We start from the raw sequence: 13,881 nt of genomic DNA, 5'->3' as shown, positions 1-13,881 counted from the left end.
TTAGGCTCAGTATCAGATCTAGCAACGCTAGATATCGAAGGCATAGATTTTGAGTCAGGAGCATCGCCATGACCCTCTCCCGTATCGCCACTGTCCTGTCCTTGATCGGCGCGGCGTTCATCCTCTACATCGGGATCAGCTACCTGTTCACGCCGGACGCCATCGCCCCGGGCTTCGGACTGCCCGCCTGGCCGGAGGGTGACGCGGCGGCGTTCATGAACCTCAAAGGCGTGCGCGACACCGTCTTCGGCGTGTTGATCCTGATCCTGCTCGGCCTGCGACAGCGCTACGCGCTCGGCATCGTGACCTCGGTGGTCGCCCTCGTGCCGGTGGGCGACATGCTCACCGTGCTGAGCTGGAACGGTTCGGCGGCCGCGGCATTCGGCATCCACGGCCTGACCGCCGCCCTGGTGGCGCTGACCGGTGGACTCCTGATCCGGGAACACAGTGTGGCCCAGCGCCGCACGGCAGATGCGGTCGGCGTGCCCGCCTGAGTCGAGGGATTTCGGTCGGTCGTCCGCGGGGTGACTGCATATGACGGAGTACAGCCTTCGGTGATCCCGATCACTTCCCCGGGACCACCGACGACTTTGCGGAGCCCGCTCGGTCCCCACTATCGAACGCACGACGAGCAAGGAGAACGACCATGGCCACCAAGCCGCACGGCCCCGCGTCCTACTTCCCCTCCATCGAGGCCAAGTACGGCCGCGCGATCGAGGAGTGGAAGGCCGCCATGCGGGAATCGGGACTGACCTCGCACAAAGAACTCGTCGAGTGGCTGAAGACAGAGCATGGATTCGGGCACGGCCACGCCACCGCGCTCACCCAGCACCACCTGAATCCGGAGAAGTGGGGGGCCTGATCCCGGACGCGTCGAAGGGCCCGCAGATCAGCGGATCTGCGGGCCCTTCGACATTCACCGTGCGGCCGGGCGGCTGCCACGCTTCACCCGGCCCGGCGCTACGTCCGGGCTCTGTCCACCCTCATGCCTTGACCAGATCTACGGACTCGGCCTCATGCGCGGTCGGCGCCCTCAGCGTGCCGTGGTCGTCGTCGACCATGGTCCGCTCGTCGAAAGGCACCTTGCGATCGAGCACCTCGCGCACCCGGTCCACGTCGACGGTCTTGGTCCAGGTGCCGATCAGCACCGTCGCGACCGCGTTGCCGGAGAAATTGGTCAGTGCTCGCGCCTCCGACATGAAGCGGTCGATCCCCACGATCAAGCCGACACCGTCGAGCAACTCGGGCCGATGACTCTGCAATCCGCCCGCCAGCGTGGCCAGTCCCGCGCCGGTGACGCCGGCCGCGCCCTTGGACGCGACGATCATGAACAGCAGCAGCCCGAGCTGCTCGCCGATGGACAGCGGTTTGCCCATCGCCTCGGCGATGAACAGCGACGCCATGGTCAGGTAGATGGCGGTGCCGTCGAGGTTGAACGAATAGCCGGTCGGCACGACGACGCCTACGGTGGTGCGTTCCACGCCCAGGTGGTCCATCTTCGCGATCAGCCGGGGCAGCGCCGACTCCGACGACGAGGTCGCGAGAATCAACAGGTACTCCCGGGCGAGATAGCGCACCAGCTTGAAGATCGACACCCGCGAGACGCTCCACAGCAGCATGCCGAGCACGCCGAAGACGAACACCACGCAAGTGAGGTAGAACGCGATCATCAGCGTGCCCAGCTTCACCACCGCGTCCAGGCCGGTCTTGCCGACCACGTTCGCGATCGCGCCGAACGCGCCGATCGGCGCCAGCCACAGGATCATCACCAGGATCCGGAACACGAGTTTCTGCAGCAGCGCCACCCCACGCAGGATCGGCTCGCCCGCCGTGCCCATGGCCTGCACCGCGAAGCCGACCAGCAGCGCGACGAACAGCGCCTGCAGGACGTTGCCCGCGGTGAGCGAGGACAACAACGTGGACGGAACGATGTTCTGGATGAATTCCCAGGTGCCGCCCGCGCTGTGCGCGGTGTTGGCCAGGTCGTGCCCGGCCTTGGTCGACTTGGCGATATTCAGTCCCGCGCCGGGTTGCAGCAGATTGCCGACGACGAGACCGATTCCGAGCGCGATGGTCGACATGACGAGGAAGTAGCCGATGGCCAGTCCGCCCACCTTGCCGACGGTGGCCGCCGCGCGCACCGAGCCGATCCCGAGCACGATGGTGCAGAAGATGACGGGAGCGATCATCATCTTGATGAGGTTGACGAAGATGGTCCCCAACGGGGCGAACGACTGCGCGGCGCCGGGCGCCAGCCAGCCGACGAGGACGCCCGCGACCACCGCCACGATGACGGCCAGATACAGCCAATGAGTGCGGTCGCGCCGCGTGCGAGTCGAGTCGCTCATAGCGAGGATTTCCCTTCGAACGGTACCGACGCGAGGTGGCTCACGCCTTCCAGGCAGAATGATGGTCGGCCGGGTGATCCCGGTCACTGTTTGGTGCATTACGTTCAGCGGAGGCAGAGCTTGTGAGACGCGGTCGGCTCTCCCTCGCCGGGCAGGCGTTCGTCTTCCAATTGGTCGTGCTCGCAGTGATGATCGGGATCGGCGTGCTGCTCGCGGTCCTGGACGCCAGGCACGACAGCGACGTCACCACCACCAGGGAGGTCACCGACGTCGCGGTCAGCGTCGCCGACGCGCCGTCCACCGTCGAGGCGCTGCGCAGCGCGGATCCGACGGCGCTGTTGCAGCCGGTGACCGAGGAGATCCGGCACGAGACCGGCATGGACTTCATCGTGGTCATGGCGCCGGACCGGACCCGCTACACGCACACCAATCCCGCGATGATCGGGCTGCCGTTCAGCGGCACTATCGATCGCGCGCTGGCCGGAGAGACCTTCACCGAGACCTTCACCGGCACGCTCGGCCCCTCGATCCGGGCGGTGACGCCGGTGCACGACAACGGCCGGATCGTCGCCTTGGTCTCCGCGGGTGTGACCCGTGCGAAGATCGGCGACCAGGTCGCCACCCAGCTCCCGGTGATCCTCGGCGTCGCCGCAGCGGGCCTGGTGCTGGCCGCGGGCGGATCGTTCCTGCTCAGCCGCAGGCTGCGGCGGCAGACGCACGGCCTGGCACCCGACGAGTTGCGCGCGATGTACGAGCACCACGACGCCGTGCTGCACTCGGTGCACGAGGGGCTGGTGGTCTTCGGGCCGTCCGGCGAGGACGCCGAGGTGGTCAACGACGAGGCGCGCCGCCTGCTCGACCTGCCTCCGGGCGAGGTGCGGCGCAGCGACCTCCCGCTGTCGTTGCAGCGGATGAGCTGGGGCACCGTCCGCGACGAGATGCACGTGACGACCGACCGGATCCTGCTGGTCAACCAGGACACCGTGGAATGGGAAGGCCGGGCGATCGGCACGGTGATCACCATCCGCGACCACACCGAATTGCAAGCGGTGATGGGCGAATTGGATTCCGTGCGCAGCTTCGCGGAGTCGTTGCAGGCGCAGGCGCACGAGTCCGCCAACCGGCTGCACACCGTGGTCACCATGGTCGAGCTGGGCCGCCATCGCGAGGCCGTCGAGTTCGCCACCGCGGAACTCGAGCTATCCCAGGCGCTGATCGATCGGCTGTTCGCCGCGGTGGGGGCGCCCGCCCTGGCCGCGTTGCTGCTCGGCAAGGTGAACCAGGCCGCCGAACGCGGCATCGAGCTGACGATCACCGACGACACCGCGCTCGACTCGGTGGAGCCGCTGTCGGCGCACGAAACCGTCACCCTCGTCGGCAATCTCGTCGACAACGCGATCGACGCCGCGGCGGACAGCACGTCCGGCTGGGTGGAGGTCACCCTGCGTCACAGCGGCGACACCGCGGCGGAGTCCATGCTCTACATCCGGGTCGCCGACAGCGGCCCCGGCATGTCGGCGGAGATGTTCGCGCGCGCGTCCCAGCGCGGGTATTCCACCAAAGCCGCCCATCACGGTCTCGGGCTCGCGCTCGTCCACCGGCTGGTGGCTCGCCACGGGGGAAGCATCCGCACCCAACGGGATCCCGAGAGCGCGGTGACCGTGACGATTCCACGAAAGGAAGCGCGATGATCCGTGTGCTGATCGTCGAAGACGAGCCGCTGATCGCCGAGGCGCACCGCGCCTACGTGGAGCGTATCGCCGGATTCACCCCGGTCGGCGTCGCCCACACCGGACGCGAGGCGATGCGCGCGGCGGCCGACGCCGCGGCGGAGGGCACGCCGATCGATCTGGTGCTGATGGACATCGGTCTGCCCGACGCCAGCGGTCTCGACGTCGCCGCCGCGCTGACCGGTCTGGCGCCGCGCCCGGACGTCATCGCCATCACCTCCGCACGGGACCTGGCCATGGTGCGCACCGCCGTATCACACGGCGTCGTGCTGTATCTGCTGAAACCGTTCACCTTCGCCGCGTTCCGCGACAAGCTCGACCGCTACCGCGAGTTCCGCACCGCGCTTCCGGCCGGTGAGAGCGCCATCTCCCAGCACGACATCGACCGGGCGCTGAGCGCGCTGCGCACGACCGATCAGCGCGCGGCGACACCCAAGGGCGTCGCACCGCAGACCCTCGACGAGATCTCCCGCACGGTGCGCGCGGCCGAGGGCGAGGGCGTGACCGCCGCGGACACCGCGACCTCGGTCGGCGTCTCGCGTATCACCGCCTGGCGTTACCTGGAGAAACTGGCCGACGACGGGCTGGTCGTCCGGCGCTCCGACTACGGCAGGGCCGGGCGTCCGAAAACGCGCTACGTCTGGAAGACCACCGGCTGATCAGACCGGCTCGGGCGCCTGCGCTGGTTGACCGAGACGCACCGGCATCCGCTCGTAGCCGTGCAGGGTGAACAGCGCGCGCCGCTTCGGCGAACCGTCCAAGCGCAGTCCGGGGAACCGCTCGAAGAGGGCTTGCAACGCGTAGACGCCTTCCATCCTGGCCAGGCTGGCCCCGAGGCAGACGTGCACGCCGCTGCTGAACGACAGGTGCTCCTTGGCGTTGTCGCGCCCGACGTCGAACCGCCCCGGGTCGGCGAAGATCGCCGGGTCGCGGTTGGCTCCGGCCAGCGACAGCACCACCGTGTTGCCCTCGCGCACCGTGACCCCGTCGATCTCCACGTCGGTCAGCGCCGTCCGCGCGGTGGTCTGCACCGGCGAGTCGAAGCGCAGGATCTCCTCGACGGCGTTGGGCCACAGCTCCGGTTCCGCGCGCAGCCGCTCCAGCTGGTCGGGATGCGCCAGCAGCTGCGCGACACCGTTGCCGATCAGGTTGACCGTCGTCTCGAAGCCCGCCCCCATGAGCAGGCTCGCGGTGGCCTTGAGCGCGTAGGAGTCCAGCTCGCCCGCGGTGACCAGAGTGGAGAGGATGTCCTCGCCCGGCTCGCGGCGCAATCGTTCGATGTGCCGGTCGAGGTAGTCGTTCATCACCTCCATGGCGCGCAGCGCGTCGCGATGCGCGCGCCACGGGATGCCGACATCGAGCAACGGCGTCATCTGATCGCCCCAGTGCAGGAACAGGGCCTTGTCCTCGTCGGGGAAGCCGAGCATCTCCGAGATGATCGCGATCGGCACCTGGGCGGCGAACGAACGGATCAGGTCCGCCGAACCGTGCGGGGGCAGCGCGTCCAGCAACTCCCCGGTGACCGTCTCGACGCGGTCGCTCAGCCTGCGGATCGCGCGCGGGGTGAACGCCGAGGCGACCGGCTTGCGCATGGCCGTGTGCTGTGGCGGATCGATCACCAGCATCGAGGGGGGCTCGACCGGATTCGGCGGCAGCGGGAAGCGCTCGGCCAGCTTCTGCAGCGGCTTGGGAATGTTGAAGCTCTCCGTGGTGCGCACGCCGAAACGGCTGTCGCGCAGGATGGCACGGCACAGCTCGTGGTCGAAGGTCGCCCACGCGATGGAGGTGCGCAGCAGCCTTCCCTGCCCGCGCAACCGCTCGATCAGCGGATACGGGTCGTCGAAGCCGGCGGGCCCGCCCATCAGTTCGGCGAACGGGTCACCGCGGCGCGCCTGCAGGCGCAGGACGAGGCGGGGCGCGCCCTGGACGGACAACCAGCGAAACCAGTAATGCGGCTGCATACTCCCAACCCCTCCTCGTGCGATGACTCCACCGTACGGAACGCGACCGGGTTGTGGAACGTGCTCAGGTCGGATTCGGTACTTATACCGTGGTAGGAGCCGCGACCCGACCCGTGCTCATCCGCGCTGCGCGGTCACCCGTTCCGACGTCATGCGCCGCTCACGCTGCTCCGGATCCGGGTTGACCACCTGCACCAGCGAGGCGCCCGCGGCGAGTACCGCCAGATACCCATCGATCAGCTCGGCCGCGGTGTCCCACGGCGTGCTCGACAGCACCCGGTCCCCTTCGGCGAAGCCCTGACGCAGAGCGGATTTCCGCGCCTCGGCGAGCACTTCGGCAACCGGCATGCCGTCCAGCGCCACGCCCGCGCCGCGAGGCAGGAACTGGTCGCCGTGCACGCGCACGGAGGTGGCGAAGTCGGTCACACCCACCGGCACATCGCGCACCGGGGAACCCATGGCGTCCAGCGACAGCGCCGCGACCTCGCCCACGCCGTCGGCGTCGTCCAGGCGATCCGGGGTGACCAGGGCGAGATCGGCGTCCGCGTCCGGGTGCAGCACCACCTCGGTACCGGCCCACCAGCAGCCGAGCAGCACGGCGGCGGTCTGCCAGTGCGCGGGAAGCAGGACGGCGACCCTGGCCCCCGGGCTCAGGCCGAACTCGTCGCGAATCAGGTTGGCCGTCTTGGCCGCCCAGTTCGCCAGCGTCGCGCCGGACAGCTCGATACGCGCACCGGTGGCGTCGTCGTAGTAGGTGACGCGCGGGCCCGCGGGATCGCGGGCGAGGATCGGATCGAGTACCGCTTCGGTGAGGGTATGTGCCTGGTCGATGTCACGCATGGTTCAGTTCACGCATTTCGGTCCGTTCTGGCCTGCGTCGATCGGTGGAGCGGGCGGGACTGGTGTGGCCGCGGTCGACGATCCGGACAGGTCGAACATCCGGCTCGCCGACGAGCCCGGACCAGAATAGTCGCTCGCCAGCACGACGCTCACCGAATCCGGGGACAGCGCCGGATCCGCGAGCACCGGCAACCCGCCCAGCGCCTTGGCCACCGCCTGCGCCTTGGGGCTCGCGGTGTCCGCCGCGAGCACCCGGCTGCTGGTGACGCGGCCGCCGCTGTAGTTGGACACCGTGCCCTGGCGGAATCCCTTGGCACTCAGCGTCTGTGCCACCTCGGCCGCGAGTCCGCCGATGCCGCCCGCGTTGTAGACGCTCACCGTCACCTTCGCCGGATCGAAGCCCGGCTCGGCGTTGCGCGGGGCAGGGCCGTCGCCGACCAGCGAAGCGACGTAGGACTTGACCGCCTTCGGCTCGACCTTGACCACGGATTCCCCGGTGCCGGTCTCTCCGTTGAGGTCGGCGACCGGGATGGTCTCGAATTTCACCTGTCCACCGGACAGGTCCTTGAGCCGCTGCAGGAACGCCAGTACGTCCCAGTCCTCGTCCAGCACGATCGTGCGCCCCACCGCGTCGCTGAGTTGCTGGAGTCTGACCGGATTGGCCAGCGTCTTCGCGCTGAGCACCTGCTGCACCAGCTGTGCCATGAACACCTGCTGGCGCACGATGCGGTCGATGTCGCCGCGCGGCAGATCGTGGCGCTGGCGCACGAAACTCAGCGCCCGCGGCCCGTCGAGGCGCTGGCGTCCGGCCGGGAACCGGGCGCCGGACATCCATTCGTCGACCGGGTTCTTCAAGCACACCTCCACACCGCCGACGGCATCGGTGAGCAGCGCGAAGCCGAGCAGGCTCACCTCCGCGTAATGGTCGACGGTGATGCCGGTGAGCCCGGCCACCGTCTTGATCAGCGCCTGCCTGCCCGCCTGGGTGGACTGCCGCTCCGCGTCGGCCTGCGTGGCCCCTTGCTCGGTGAGCTTCTGGAACTGCGCCGCCTTGGTCGCGCCGTAGGCCGAGTTGATCTTGCCCATGCCCAGTCCCGCGATGTTGACGTAGGAGTCGCGCGGGATCGAGATCGCGGTCGCCGAGCGTCCGTCGTTCGGCACGCGCAGCAGCACGATGGTGTCGGTGTTGGTGCCGACCTCGTCGCCCGCGTGCAGCATCGCGCGCTCGGCGTCCGACAGCGGGTTGCCGTGCGCGTCGGTGCGGCTGTCCACCCCGACCAGCAGGATGTCCACCGCGCCGTCGCGGCTGCCGCCGAGGCCGAGATCGCCGAGGCGCTCGATATCGGCGACCAGCGCGTCGACGCTGTGCCAGGCGAAGCCGGTGAGCGCCAGCACGATCACTGCGGCGGCCGCGACGAACGAGCGCAGCGGCCCGAAGGAAGGGTCGCGGGTTCGGTTCCGCCGCGATGCCGCCGATGTGCCCCTCCGCTGCGACAAGTCTCATCCTCTCGCCGAAACTCGGTCTCCTGGCGACGCGTGCGCAACCGATCCGCCACCATGGTTACCGCTCGCCCCGCCCGATTTCGGGATCCCCCGATAGCTCAAGGCTATCGAACGGTTATCGCGAACGGCCGCAACCGAGGGACCGGCGGCGTGCCAGACTTGCGCCCGTGACCGACCCCACCGCCCCCCGATCCACCGCATCCGCCCGCCTCGTCGTCACCGGGGCGCACGGACAGGTGGGCCGGGAACTGCGGCGTCTCGCTCCGGCCGCCGACGGCTACGGGCGCGCCGACCTCGACATCACCGATCCCGTCGCCGTGCGCGCGGTGCTCGCGCCCGGCGACGTGGTGCTCAACTGCGCCGCCTTCACCGCCGTGGACCGGGCCGAAACCGAAGCCGAAGCCGCGTACGCGGGCAACGCCACCGGACCTGCCGTGCTCGCCGAGATCTGCGCCGACCTCGGCGCCCGGCTGATCCATCTGTCCACCGATTACGTCTTCCCAGGTACCCAGGATCGGCCGTATGACACCGCCGATGTGACGGGCCCGACGTCCGTGTACGGGGCGTCCAAGCTCGCGGGCGAAGAGGCGGTACTCAGCCGCTGCCCGGACGCGCACGTGGTACGTACCGCGTGGGTATATACCGGGCGCGACGGCGATTTCGTCGCGACGATGCTGCGACTGGAACGAGAGCGCGACACCGTCGACGTCGTCGACGACGAGGTCGGCTCGCCCACCTACGCCGCGGATCTGGCCGCCGCGCTGCTGGAACTGGCGGGCAGGCCGGAAGCCCCTCGGGTGCTGCACGCCACCAATGCGGGGCGGGCCAGTCGATTCGAACTCGCGCGCGCCGTATTCGCGGGCGTCGGGGCCGATCCCGGTCGCGTGCGCCCGTGCGACTCGTCCGCGTTTCCCAGACCCGCACGGCGCCCGGCGTATTCGGTGCTGTCACCGCGCGCCTGGAACGACGCCGGGCTGACGCCGCTGCGGGATTGGCGCACCGCCCTGACGGACGCGCTGGCGCGGCGGTCCGGCTAGCGCGAGCCGCCACCCGTGCGCGGGCCATCGGCCGACGGCGTCCGTCCGCGCCCATTAGAGTTGGCTGTCGTGAGTGATTCCGATTCCGCCGCGCCCACGGGCCTGGCCGTCGTCACGGTGACCTACTCGCCGGGTGAGCACCTCGAGCACTTCATCAGCACCCTGGCCGCGGCCACCGCGGAGAAACCGCAGGTGATCCTCGCCGACAACGGGTCGGTGGACGGTGTGCCCGAGCTCGTCGCCGAGGCCAATTCGCACGTGCGGCTGCTACGCACCGGCGGCAACATCGGCTACGGCGGCGCGATCAACCGGGCCGTCGCGGAGATCGATCCAGGCGTCGAGTTCATCGTGATCGCCAACCCGGACATCCGCTGGGGCACCGATTCCATCGACAAACTGCTCGCCGCCGCCAAGCGCTGGCCGCGTGCGGGCGCGCTCGGACCGCTGGTGCTCGAGCCGGACGGCAGCGTCTACCCGTCGGCCCGCCGGGTGCCCGGTCTGCTCGACGGCGCCGGTCACGCGATCCTCGGCACGGTGTGGAAGTCCAACCCGTGGACCCGCCGCTACCGGCAGGAGAACGAGGAGATCTCCGAGCGCGCCGTCGGCTGGCTGTCGGGTTCGTGCCTGCTGGTGCGGCGCGCTGCGTTCGACTCGATCGACGGCTTCGACTCCCGCTACTTCATGTACATGGAGGACGTCGACTTCGGCGACCGGATGGGCAAGGCGGGCTGGCACAACGTGTTCGTGCCGGACGCCGAGGTGACCCACGCCAAGGGTCACGCCGCGGGCCGCCATCCCGAGAAGATGCTGCCCGCCCATCACGCCAGCGCCTACCGGTTCCAGGCCGACCGGCATCCGCACTGGTGGCAGGCTCCACTGCGGCTGGCGTTGCGGGCCGGACTTGCGGTCCGCTCACGGATTGCGGTTCGATCTGCCCTGCGCCAGCAGGCGCGCGACGCCGGGTAACCGGCGGCGCAAGCGAGAAACGACCTTGTGAACAGGGGAGCTTGATGGCAGGAAATACAGGCACCGACGCGGTGATCCTGGTCGGCGGGCAGGGCACGCGGCTGCGTCCGCTGACCCTTTCGGCGCCCAAGCCGATGCTGCCGACAGCCGGGCTGCCGTTCCTGACCCACCTGCTCGCCCGCATCGCCGAGGCCGGGATCACCCATGTGGTGCTGGGCACGTCGTTCAAGGCCGAGGTGTTCGAGGAGCACTTCGGCGACGGCTCCGATCTCGGTCTCGAGCTCGAGTACGTCACCGAGACCGAGCCGCTCGGCACCGGCGGCGCGATCCGCAACGTGCTGCCCAAGCTGCGCGCGGACAACGTCATGGTGTTCAACGGCGATGTGCTCGGCGGCACCGACCTCGGCGCGGTGCTCGACACCCACGAGTCGACCCGCGCCGACGTCACGCTGCATCTGGTCCGGGTCAGCGACCCGCGCGCGTTCGGCTGTGTGCCCACCGACGAGGACGGCCGGGTCACCGCATTCCTGGAGAAGACCCAGGACCCGCCGACCGACCAGATCAATGCCGGGTGCTACGTCTTCCGCCGCGAGTACATCGAGAAGATCCCGGCCGGGCGTCCGGTGTCGGTGGAGCGCGAGGTGTTCCCCGCGCTGCTGACCGAGGGCGCCCGCCTCCAGGGGTACGTCGACGCGTCCTACTGGCGCGACATGGGCACCCCCGAGGACTTCGTCCGCGGTTCCGCCGACCTGGTCCGCGGCATCGCGCCCTCCCCCGCCCTGCCCGGTCAGCGGGGCGAGTCGCTGGTCCATCCCGGCGCGGGCGTCGCGCCGGGAGCGCTGCTCATCGGCGGCACGGTCGTCGGCCGCGGCGCCGAGATCGGCGCGGGCGCGCGCCTGGACGGCGCGGTCGTCTTCGACGGCGCGGTGATCGAGGCGGGCGCCACGGTCGAGCGCACGATCATCGGGTTCGGGGCGCGTATCGGCCCGCGCGCGCTCGTCCGCGACGGCGTCATCGGCGACGGCGCGAACATCGGCGCCCGCTGCGAACTGCTGCGCGGAGCCCGCGTGTGGCCCGGCGTGGAGATCCCCGACGGCGGCATCCGCTTCTCCACCGACGTCTGAGGTTCGTTCCGCTCTCCGCTGCCGCACGAAGCGGCGTCCACTCGGGACCGCGCTGACCGGCAACGTGGCGGGAAGTTTCCCCGAGGGACGCCGGTCTGCGGTCGAAACTCGGGTCCGGGCGCGCGGACGCCGCCACCCCGAGGGCGGCGGACAGCGCTAAAGCTAGGAGAACCCGACGGCTTGCTGTCCCCAGGCGGTGTGCAGGTCGCGGTCCGGATCGTCGACCACACGGTCGACGCCGTCGATCAGCAAGGTAGTGCGGGCGGGCAGGCGGTAAGGCGGCCAGTGCTTGGAGCCGTCGAGGGCGGCGGGGACGCCGTGCGCGGCGAAGGCCAGCCAGCGGCGGATCATCCGCCCGGAGACCTCCGTGGCCGCTTTGCGCCCGCCGAGCCAGAACGTGGGGTCGAGGTTGAGCGTGCCGAAATTGCCGAAGACATAAGGCAATTCGGTGGCGTGACCGGCGCCGACCCGGGCCGCGCGCAGCATCGGGGTGGCGTAGTCGAAGCGGTACATCCAGGTGGGCGAATGCTCGGCGTGACCGTCGGCCACCCAGTGCGCGGGCATCCGGAACGCCGCGTCGGTGGACATCGCCAGCGCGCCGCGCGCCTTGTTGAGATCCGGATAGGCCGACGTGATCTCGGCGATCCGCTCCGCGGACAGCTCCGGGTGGCCCGCCGCGACGTCCCGCAGCATCGCGTTCACCGCGTCCGGAGTCACCGGCATGATCGGCGAGCGCAGCAACCGGAACAGCGACGCCTCGTCCTTGTTCGTCCCGATCATCAACGGCACCCGGTGCGATCCTCCGCGCTGGAACCGGTCGATCGGGTAGGTCGGCAGCAGATCGCCGTCGACCACGGGCGCGGCCGCCAGCCTGCCCGGCTCCTTGAGCGGTACCTCGTCGAGCAGGACGCCCGCCGCGGCCACGATCCGCTCGATCGGGCATTCCAGCAGCTCCTTGGCCCGTGTCGCGGGCAGCTCGATCAACTCGAGAAAGCGCTGCGCGACGGTCGCGGCCCGCTCCGGCCCGAAGACCGTGGTGGCGGGAGGGCTCTGCGCGATCGCCTTGTGGAACAGGCCCGCCGCGCGCGGTGCGGTGAGCAGTGCCGTGACGCAGCCGGCGCCGGAGGATTCGCCGAAGAGTGTGACGTTGCCCGCATCGCCGCCGAACGCGGCGATGTTGTCGCGCACCCACTCCAGTGCGGCGATCTGGTCGTGCAGGCCGAGGTTCGGCGCGAAGTCGCCGCCGAGCGAGGAGAGGTCGAGGAAACCCAGCGCGCCGAGGCGGTAGTTCACCCCGACGACCACGACGTCACCGGTCGCGGCCAGCTTGCGTCCGTCGTAGATCTGCTGCGCGGCGGTGCCGAGGCAGTACGCGCCGCCGTGCAGCCAGACCAGCACCGGGCGCGGCGCGGTGTCCGCGACGCGATCGGGGTCGCCGGTCTCCGGCCGCGGTGACCAGACGTTGAGCCACAGGCAGTCCTCGCCCATGGTCAGGCCCGAGTCGATGGGGACCATGGTGCCCATCGTCTGCGGGGCGATCTGCCCGAACGCGGTGCAGTCGCGCACTCCCGCCCAGAGCTGCGGAGGCTGCGGTGGCGCGAACCGGGCCGGTCCGGTGGGGGCGGCGGCATAGGGGATGCTGCGCCAGACGGATACCGAGCCCTCGCGCACGCCGCGGACGTCGCCGTAGGTCGTTCGCGCGATGGGCTCGGCGAAGCCGTCGGGACCGGGCACCGCCTCGGAGAACTGAGCGCGCATCGCGGACCTCCTCATCCTTCTTTTCGAGGGTACGTCGAAGATCAGCACGTCAGCGTCGCGATGCGGTGACAGCGCCGCGACAGCCCGCATTCATCCGCTGTTCAGACCCTCGTCCGGGGCGGTGGTGTCGAATCGATCACGGCGGCGGCCGGCTATCCGATAGCCGGAAGGATGCCTCCGCTCCCCAAGATCGCGCTGCGCGGAGCCGGGCCCAGCTCGAGCAATGCTCGCAGAACCGCTCCCGCGCTGCCGTCCGCCATCGCCGTCACCTCTTCATCGCCGCGCTGCCCAGCACGGTACGGACGCGGCACGCCGCTGCGAAGAGTTCCGCGCACGCCGATCCGAACGCCCCACCGGCGCAGGCCCTACACTGAGCGGATGCCGAGTTACAGCTATCGGTGCCGCAGTTGCGGCGACACGTTCGAGGTGACCCGTCCGATGGCGGAATCGTCGGCGCCGGCGACCTGCCCGATCGGCCACGACGACACGGTCAAACTGCTGACCACCTTCGCCACCGTCTCCCGGGGCGGCGCGAGCGCGCCCGTGCCGGGCCCCGCGGCGCCTCCGGCCGGTGGCGGCTGCTGCGGTGGTGGCTGCTGCGGCTGACTCCCCGT

At 70.0% G+C, this 13,881-nt stretch carries 13 protein-coding genes; 8 read left to right on the top strand and 5 right to left on the bottom strand.

All coding sequences use genetic code 11. The annotated features are described in order from the left end of the window. Positions 1-68 precede the first annotated feature (68 nt). Entirely contained in the window at positions 69-494 is a 426-nt protein-coding gene (locus NNI01S_RS22405; protein ID WP_063022095.1) for a DUF4267 domain-containing protein, read from the top strand. 152 nt (positions 495-646) lie between these two features. Beyond that, positions 647-862 (top strand): DUF4287 domain-containing protein, encoded by a 216-nt coding sequence (locus NNI01S_RS22400; protein ID WP_063022094.1) that lies wholly within the window; start codon positions 647-649, stop codon positions 860-862. Between the two features lie 121 nt (positions 863-983). Here the strand turns inward: NNI01S_RS22400 and NNI01S_RS22395 are convergent, their stop codons facing one another. Then, positions 984-2,348 (bottom strand): cation:dicarboxylate symporter family transporter, encoded by a 1,365-nt coding sequence (locus NNI01S_RS22395; RefSeq protein WP_063022093.1) that lies wholly within the window; start codon positions 2,346-2,348, stop codon positions 984-986. Between the two features lie 188 nt (positions 2,349-2,536). Here NNI01S_RS22395 and NNI01S_RS22390 point away from each other — a divergent pair, with 188 nt between their 5' ends. Together NNI01S_RS22390 and NNI01S_RS22385 are read left to right on the top strand one after the other, a co-directional pair. After that, positions 2,537-4,039, top strand: a complete 1,503-nt coding sequence (locus NNI01S_RS22390; RefSeq protein WP_063022164.1) for a sensor histidine kinase — start codon at positions 2,537-2,539, stop codon at positions 4,037-4,039. Continuing rightward, the gene (locus NNI01S_RS22385) at positions 4,036-4,737 is read left to right on the top strand and encodes a response regulator (protein ID WP_063022092.1); all 702 of its coding nucleotides are present in this window, start codon (positions 4,036-4,038) and stop codon (positions 4,735-4,737) included. Before NNI01S_RS22390 ends, NNI01S_RS22385 begins: the two co-directional genes overlap by 4 nt. Here NNI01S_RS22385 and NNI01S_RS22380 read toward each other — a convergent pair whose 3' ends face one another. From NNI01S_RS22380 to NNI01S_RS22370, 3 genes are all read right to left on the bottom strand, one after another. Beyond that, positions 4,738-6,039, bottom strand: coding sequence for a cytochrome P450 (locus NNI01S_RS22380; RefSeq protein WP_063022091.1), 1,302 nt, complete (start codon positions 6,037-6,039; stop codon positions 4,738-4,740). It lies immediately after the preceding gene. Positions 6,040-6,156: 117 nt separating this feature from the next. Next, complete coding sequence (locus NNI01S_RS22375; RefSeq protein ID WP_063022090.1) at positions 6,157-6,879, bottom strand: TIGR03089 family protein; 723 nt, start codon at positions 6,877-6,879, stop codon at positions 6,157-6,159. A gap of 3 nt (positions 6,880-6,882) precedes the next feature. Further along, entirely contained in the window at positions 6,883-8,307 is a 1,425-nt protein-coding gene (locus tag NNI01S_RS22370) for an LCP family protein (RefSeq protein WP_063022163.1), read from the bottom strand. Positions 8,308-8,549: 242 nt separating this feature from the next. Here NNI01S_RS22370 and rfbD point away from each other — a divergent pair, with 242 nt between their 5' ends. The 3 genes from rfbD to manB all read left to right on the top strand — a co-directional run bounded on the left by rfbD (position 8,550) and on the right by manB (position 11,509). Beyond that, positions 8,550-9,419, top strand: coding sequence for a dTDP-4-dehydrorhamnose reductase (gene rfbD, locus NNI01S_RS22365; RefSeq protein WP_063022089.1), 870 nt, complete (start codon positions 8,550-8,552; stop codon positions 9,417-9,419). Positions 9,420-9,488: 69 nt separating this feature from the next. Continuing rightward, positions 9,489-10,385, top strand: coding sequence for a glycosyltransferase family 2 protein (locus NNI01S_RS22360; protein WP_063022088.1), 897 nt, complete (start codon positions 9,489-9,491; stop codon positions 10,383-10,385). 44 nt (positions 10,386-10,429) lie between these two features. Next, entirely contained in the window at positions 10,430-11,509 is a 1,080-nt protein-coding gene (gene manB / locus NNI01S_RS22355) for a mannose-1-phosphate guanylyltransferase (RefSeq protein WP_063022087.1), read from the top strand. Positions 11,510-11,671: 162 nt separating this feature from the next. On the opposite strand, the gene NNI01S_RS22350 is transcribed toward manB, so the two are convergent. Further along, a complete protein-coding gene (locus NNI01S_RS22350; protein ID WP_084489176.1) occupies positions 11,672-13,267 on the bottom strand; it encodes a carboxylesterase/lipase family protein in 1,596 nt (531 codons plus the stop codon). Between the two features lie 378 nt (positions 13,268-13,645). Here NNI01S_RS22350 and NNI01S_RS22345 point away from each other — a divergent pair, with 378 nt between their 5' ends. Further along, positions 13,646-13,873, top strand: a complete 228-nt coding sequence (locus tag NNI01S_RS22345; protein ID WP_063022086.1) for an FmdB family zinc ribbon protein — start codon at positions 13,646-13,648, stop codon at positions 13,871-13,873. Positions 13,874-13,881: the final 8 nt, after the last annotated feature.

This window comes from Nocardia niwae NBRC 108934 = DSM 45340, assembly GCF_001613465.1.
Taxonomy (GTDB): Bacteria; Actinomycetota; Actinomycetes; order Mycobacteriales; family Mycobacteriaceae; genus Nocardia; species Nocardia niwae.
The sequence above is the reverse complement of the archived record's forward strand: the minus strand, read 5'-3'. Positions and strand labels throughout refer to the sequence as shown.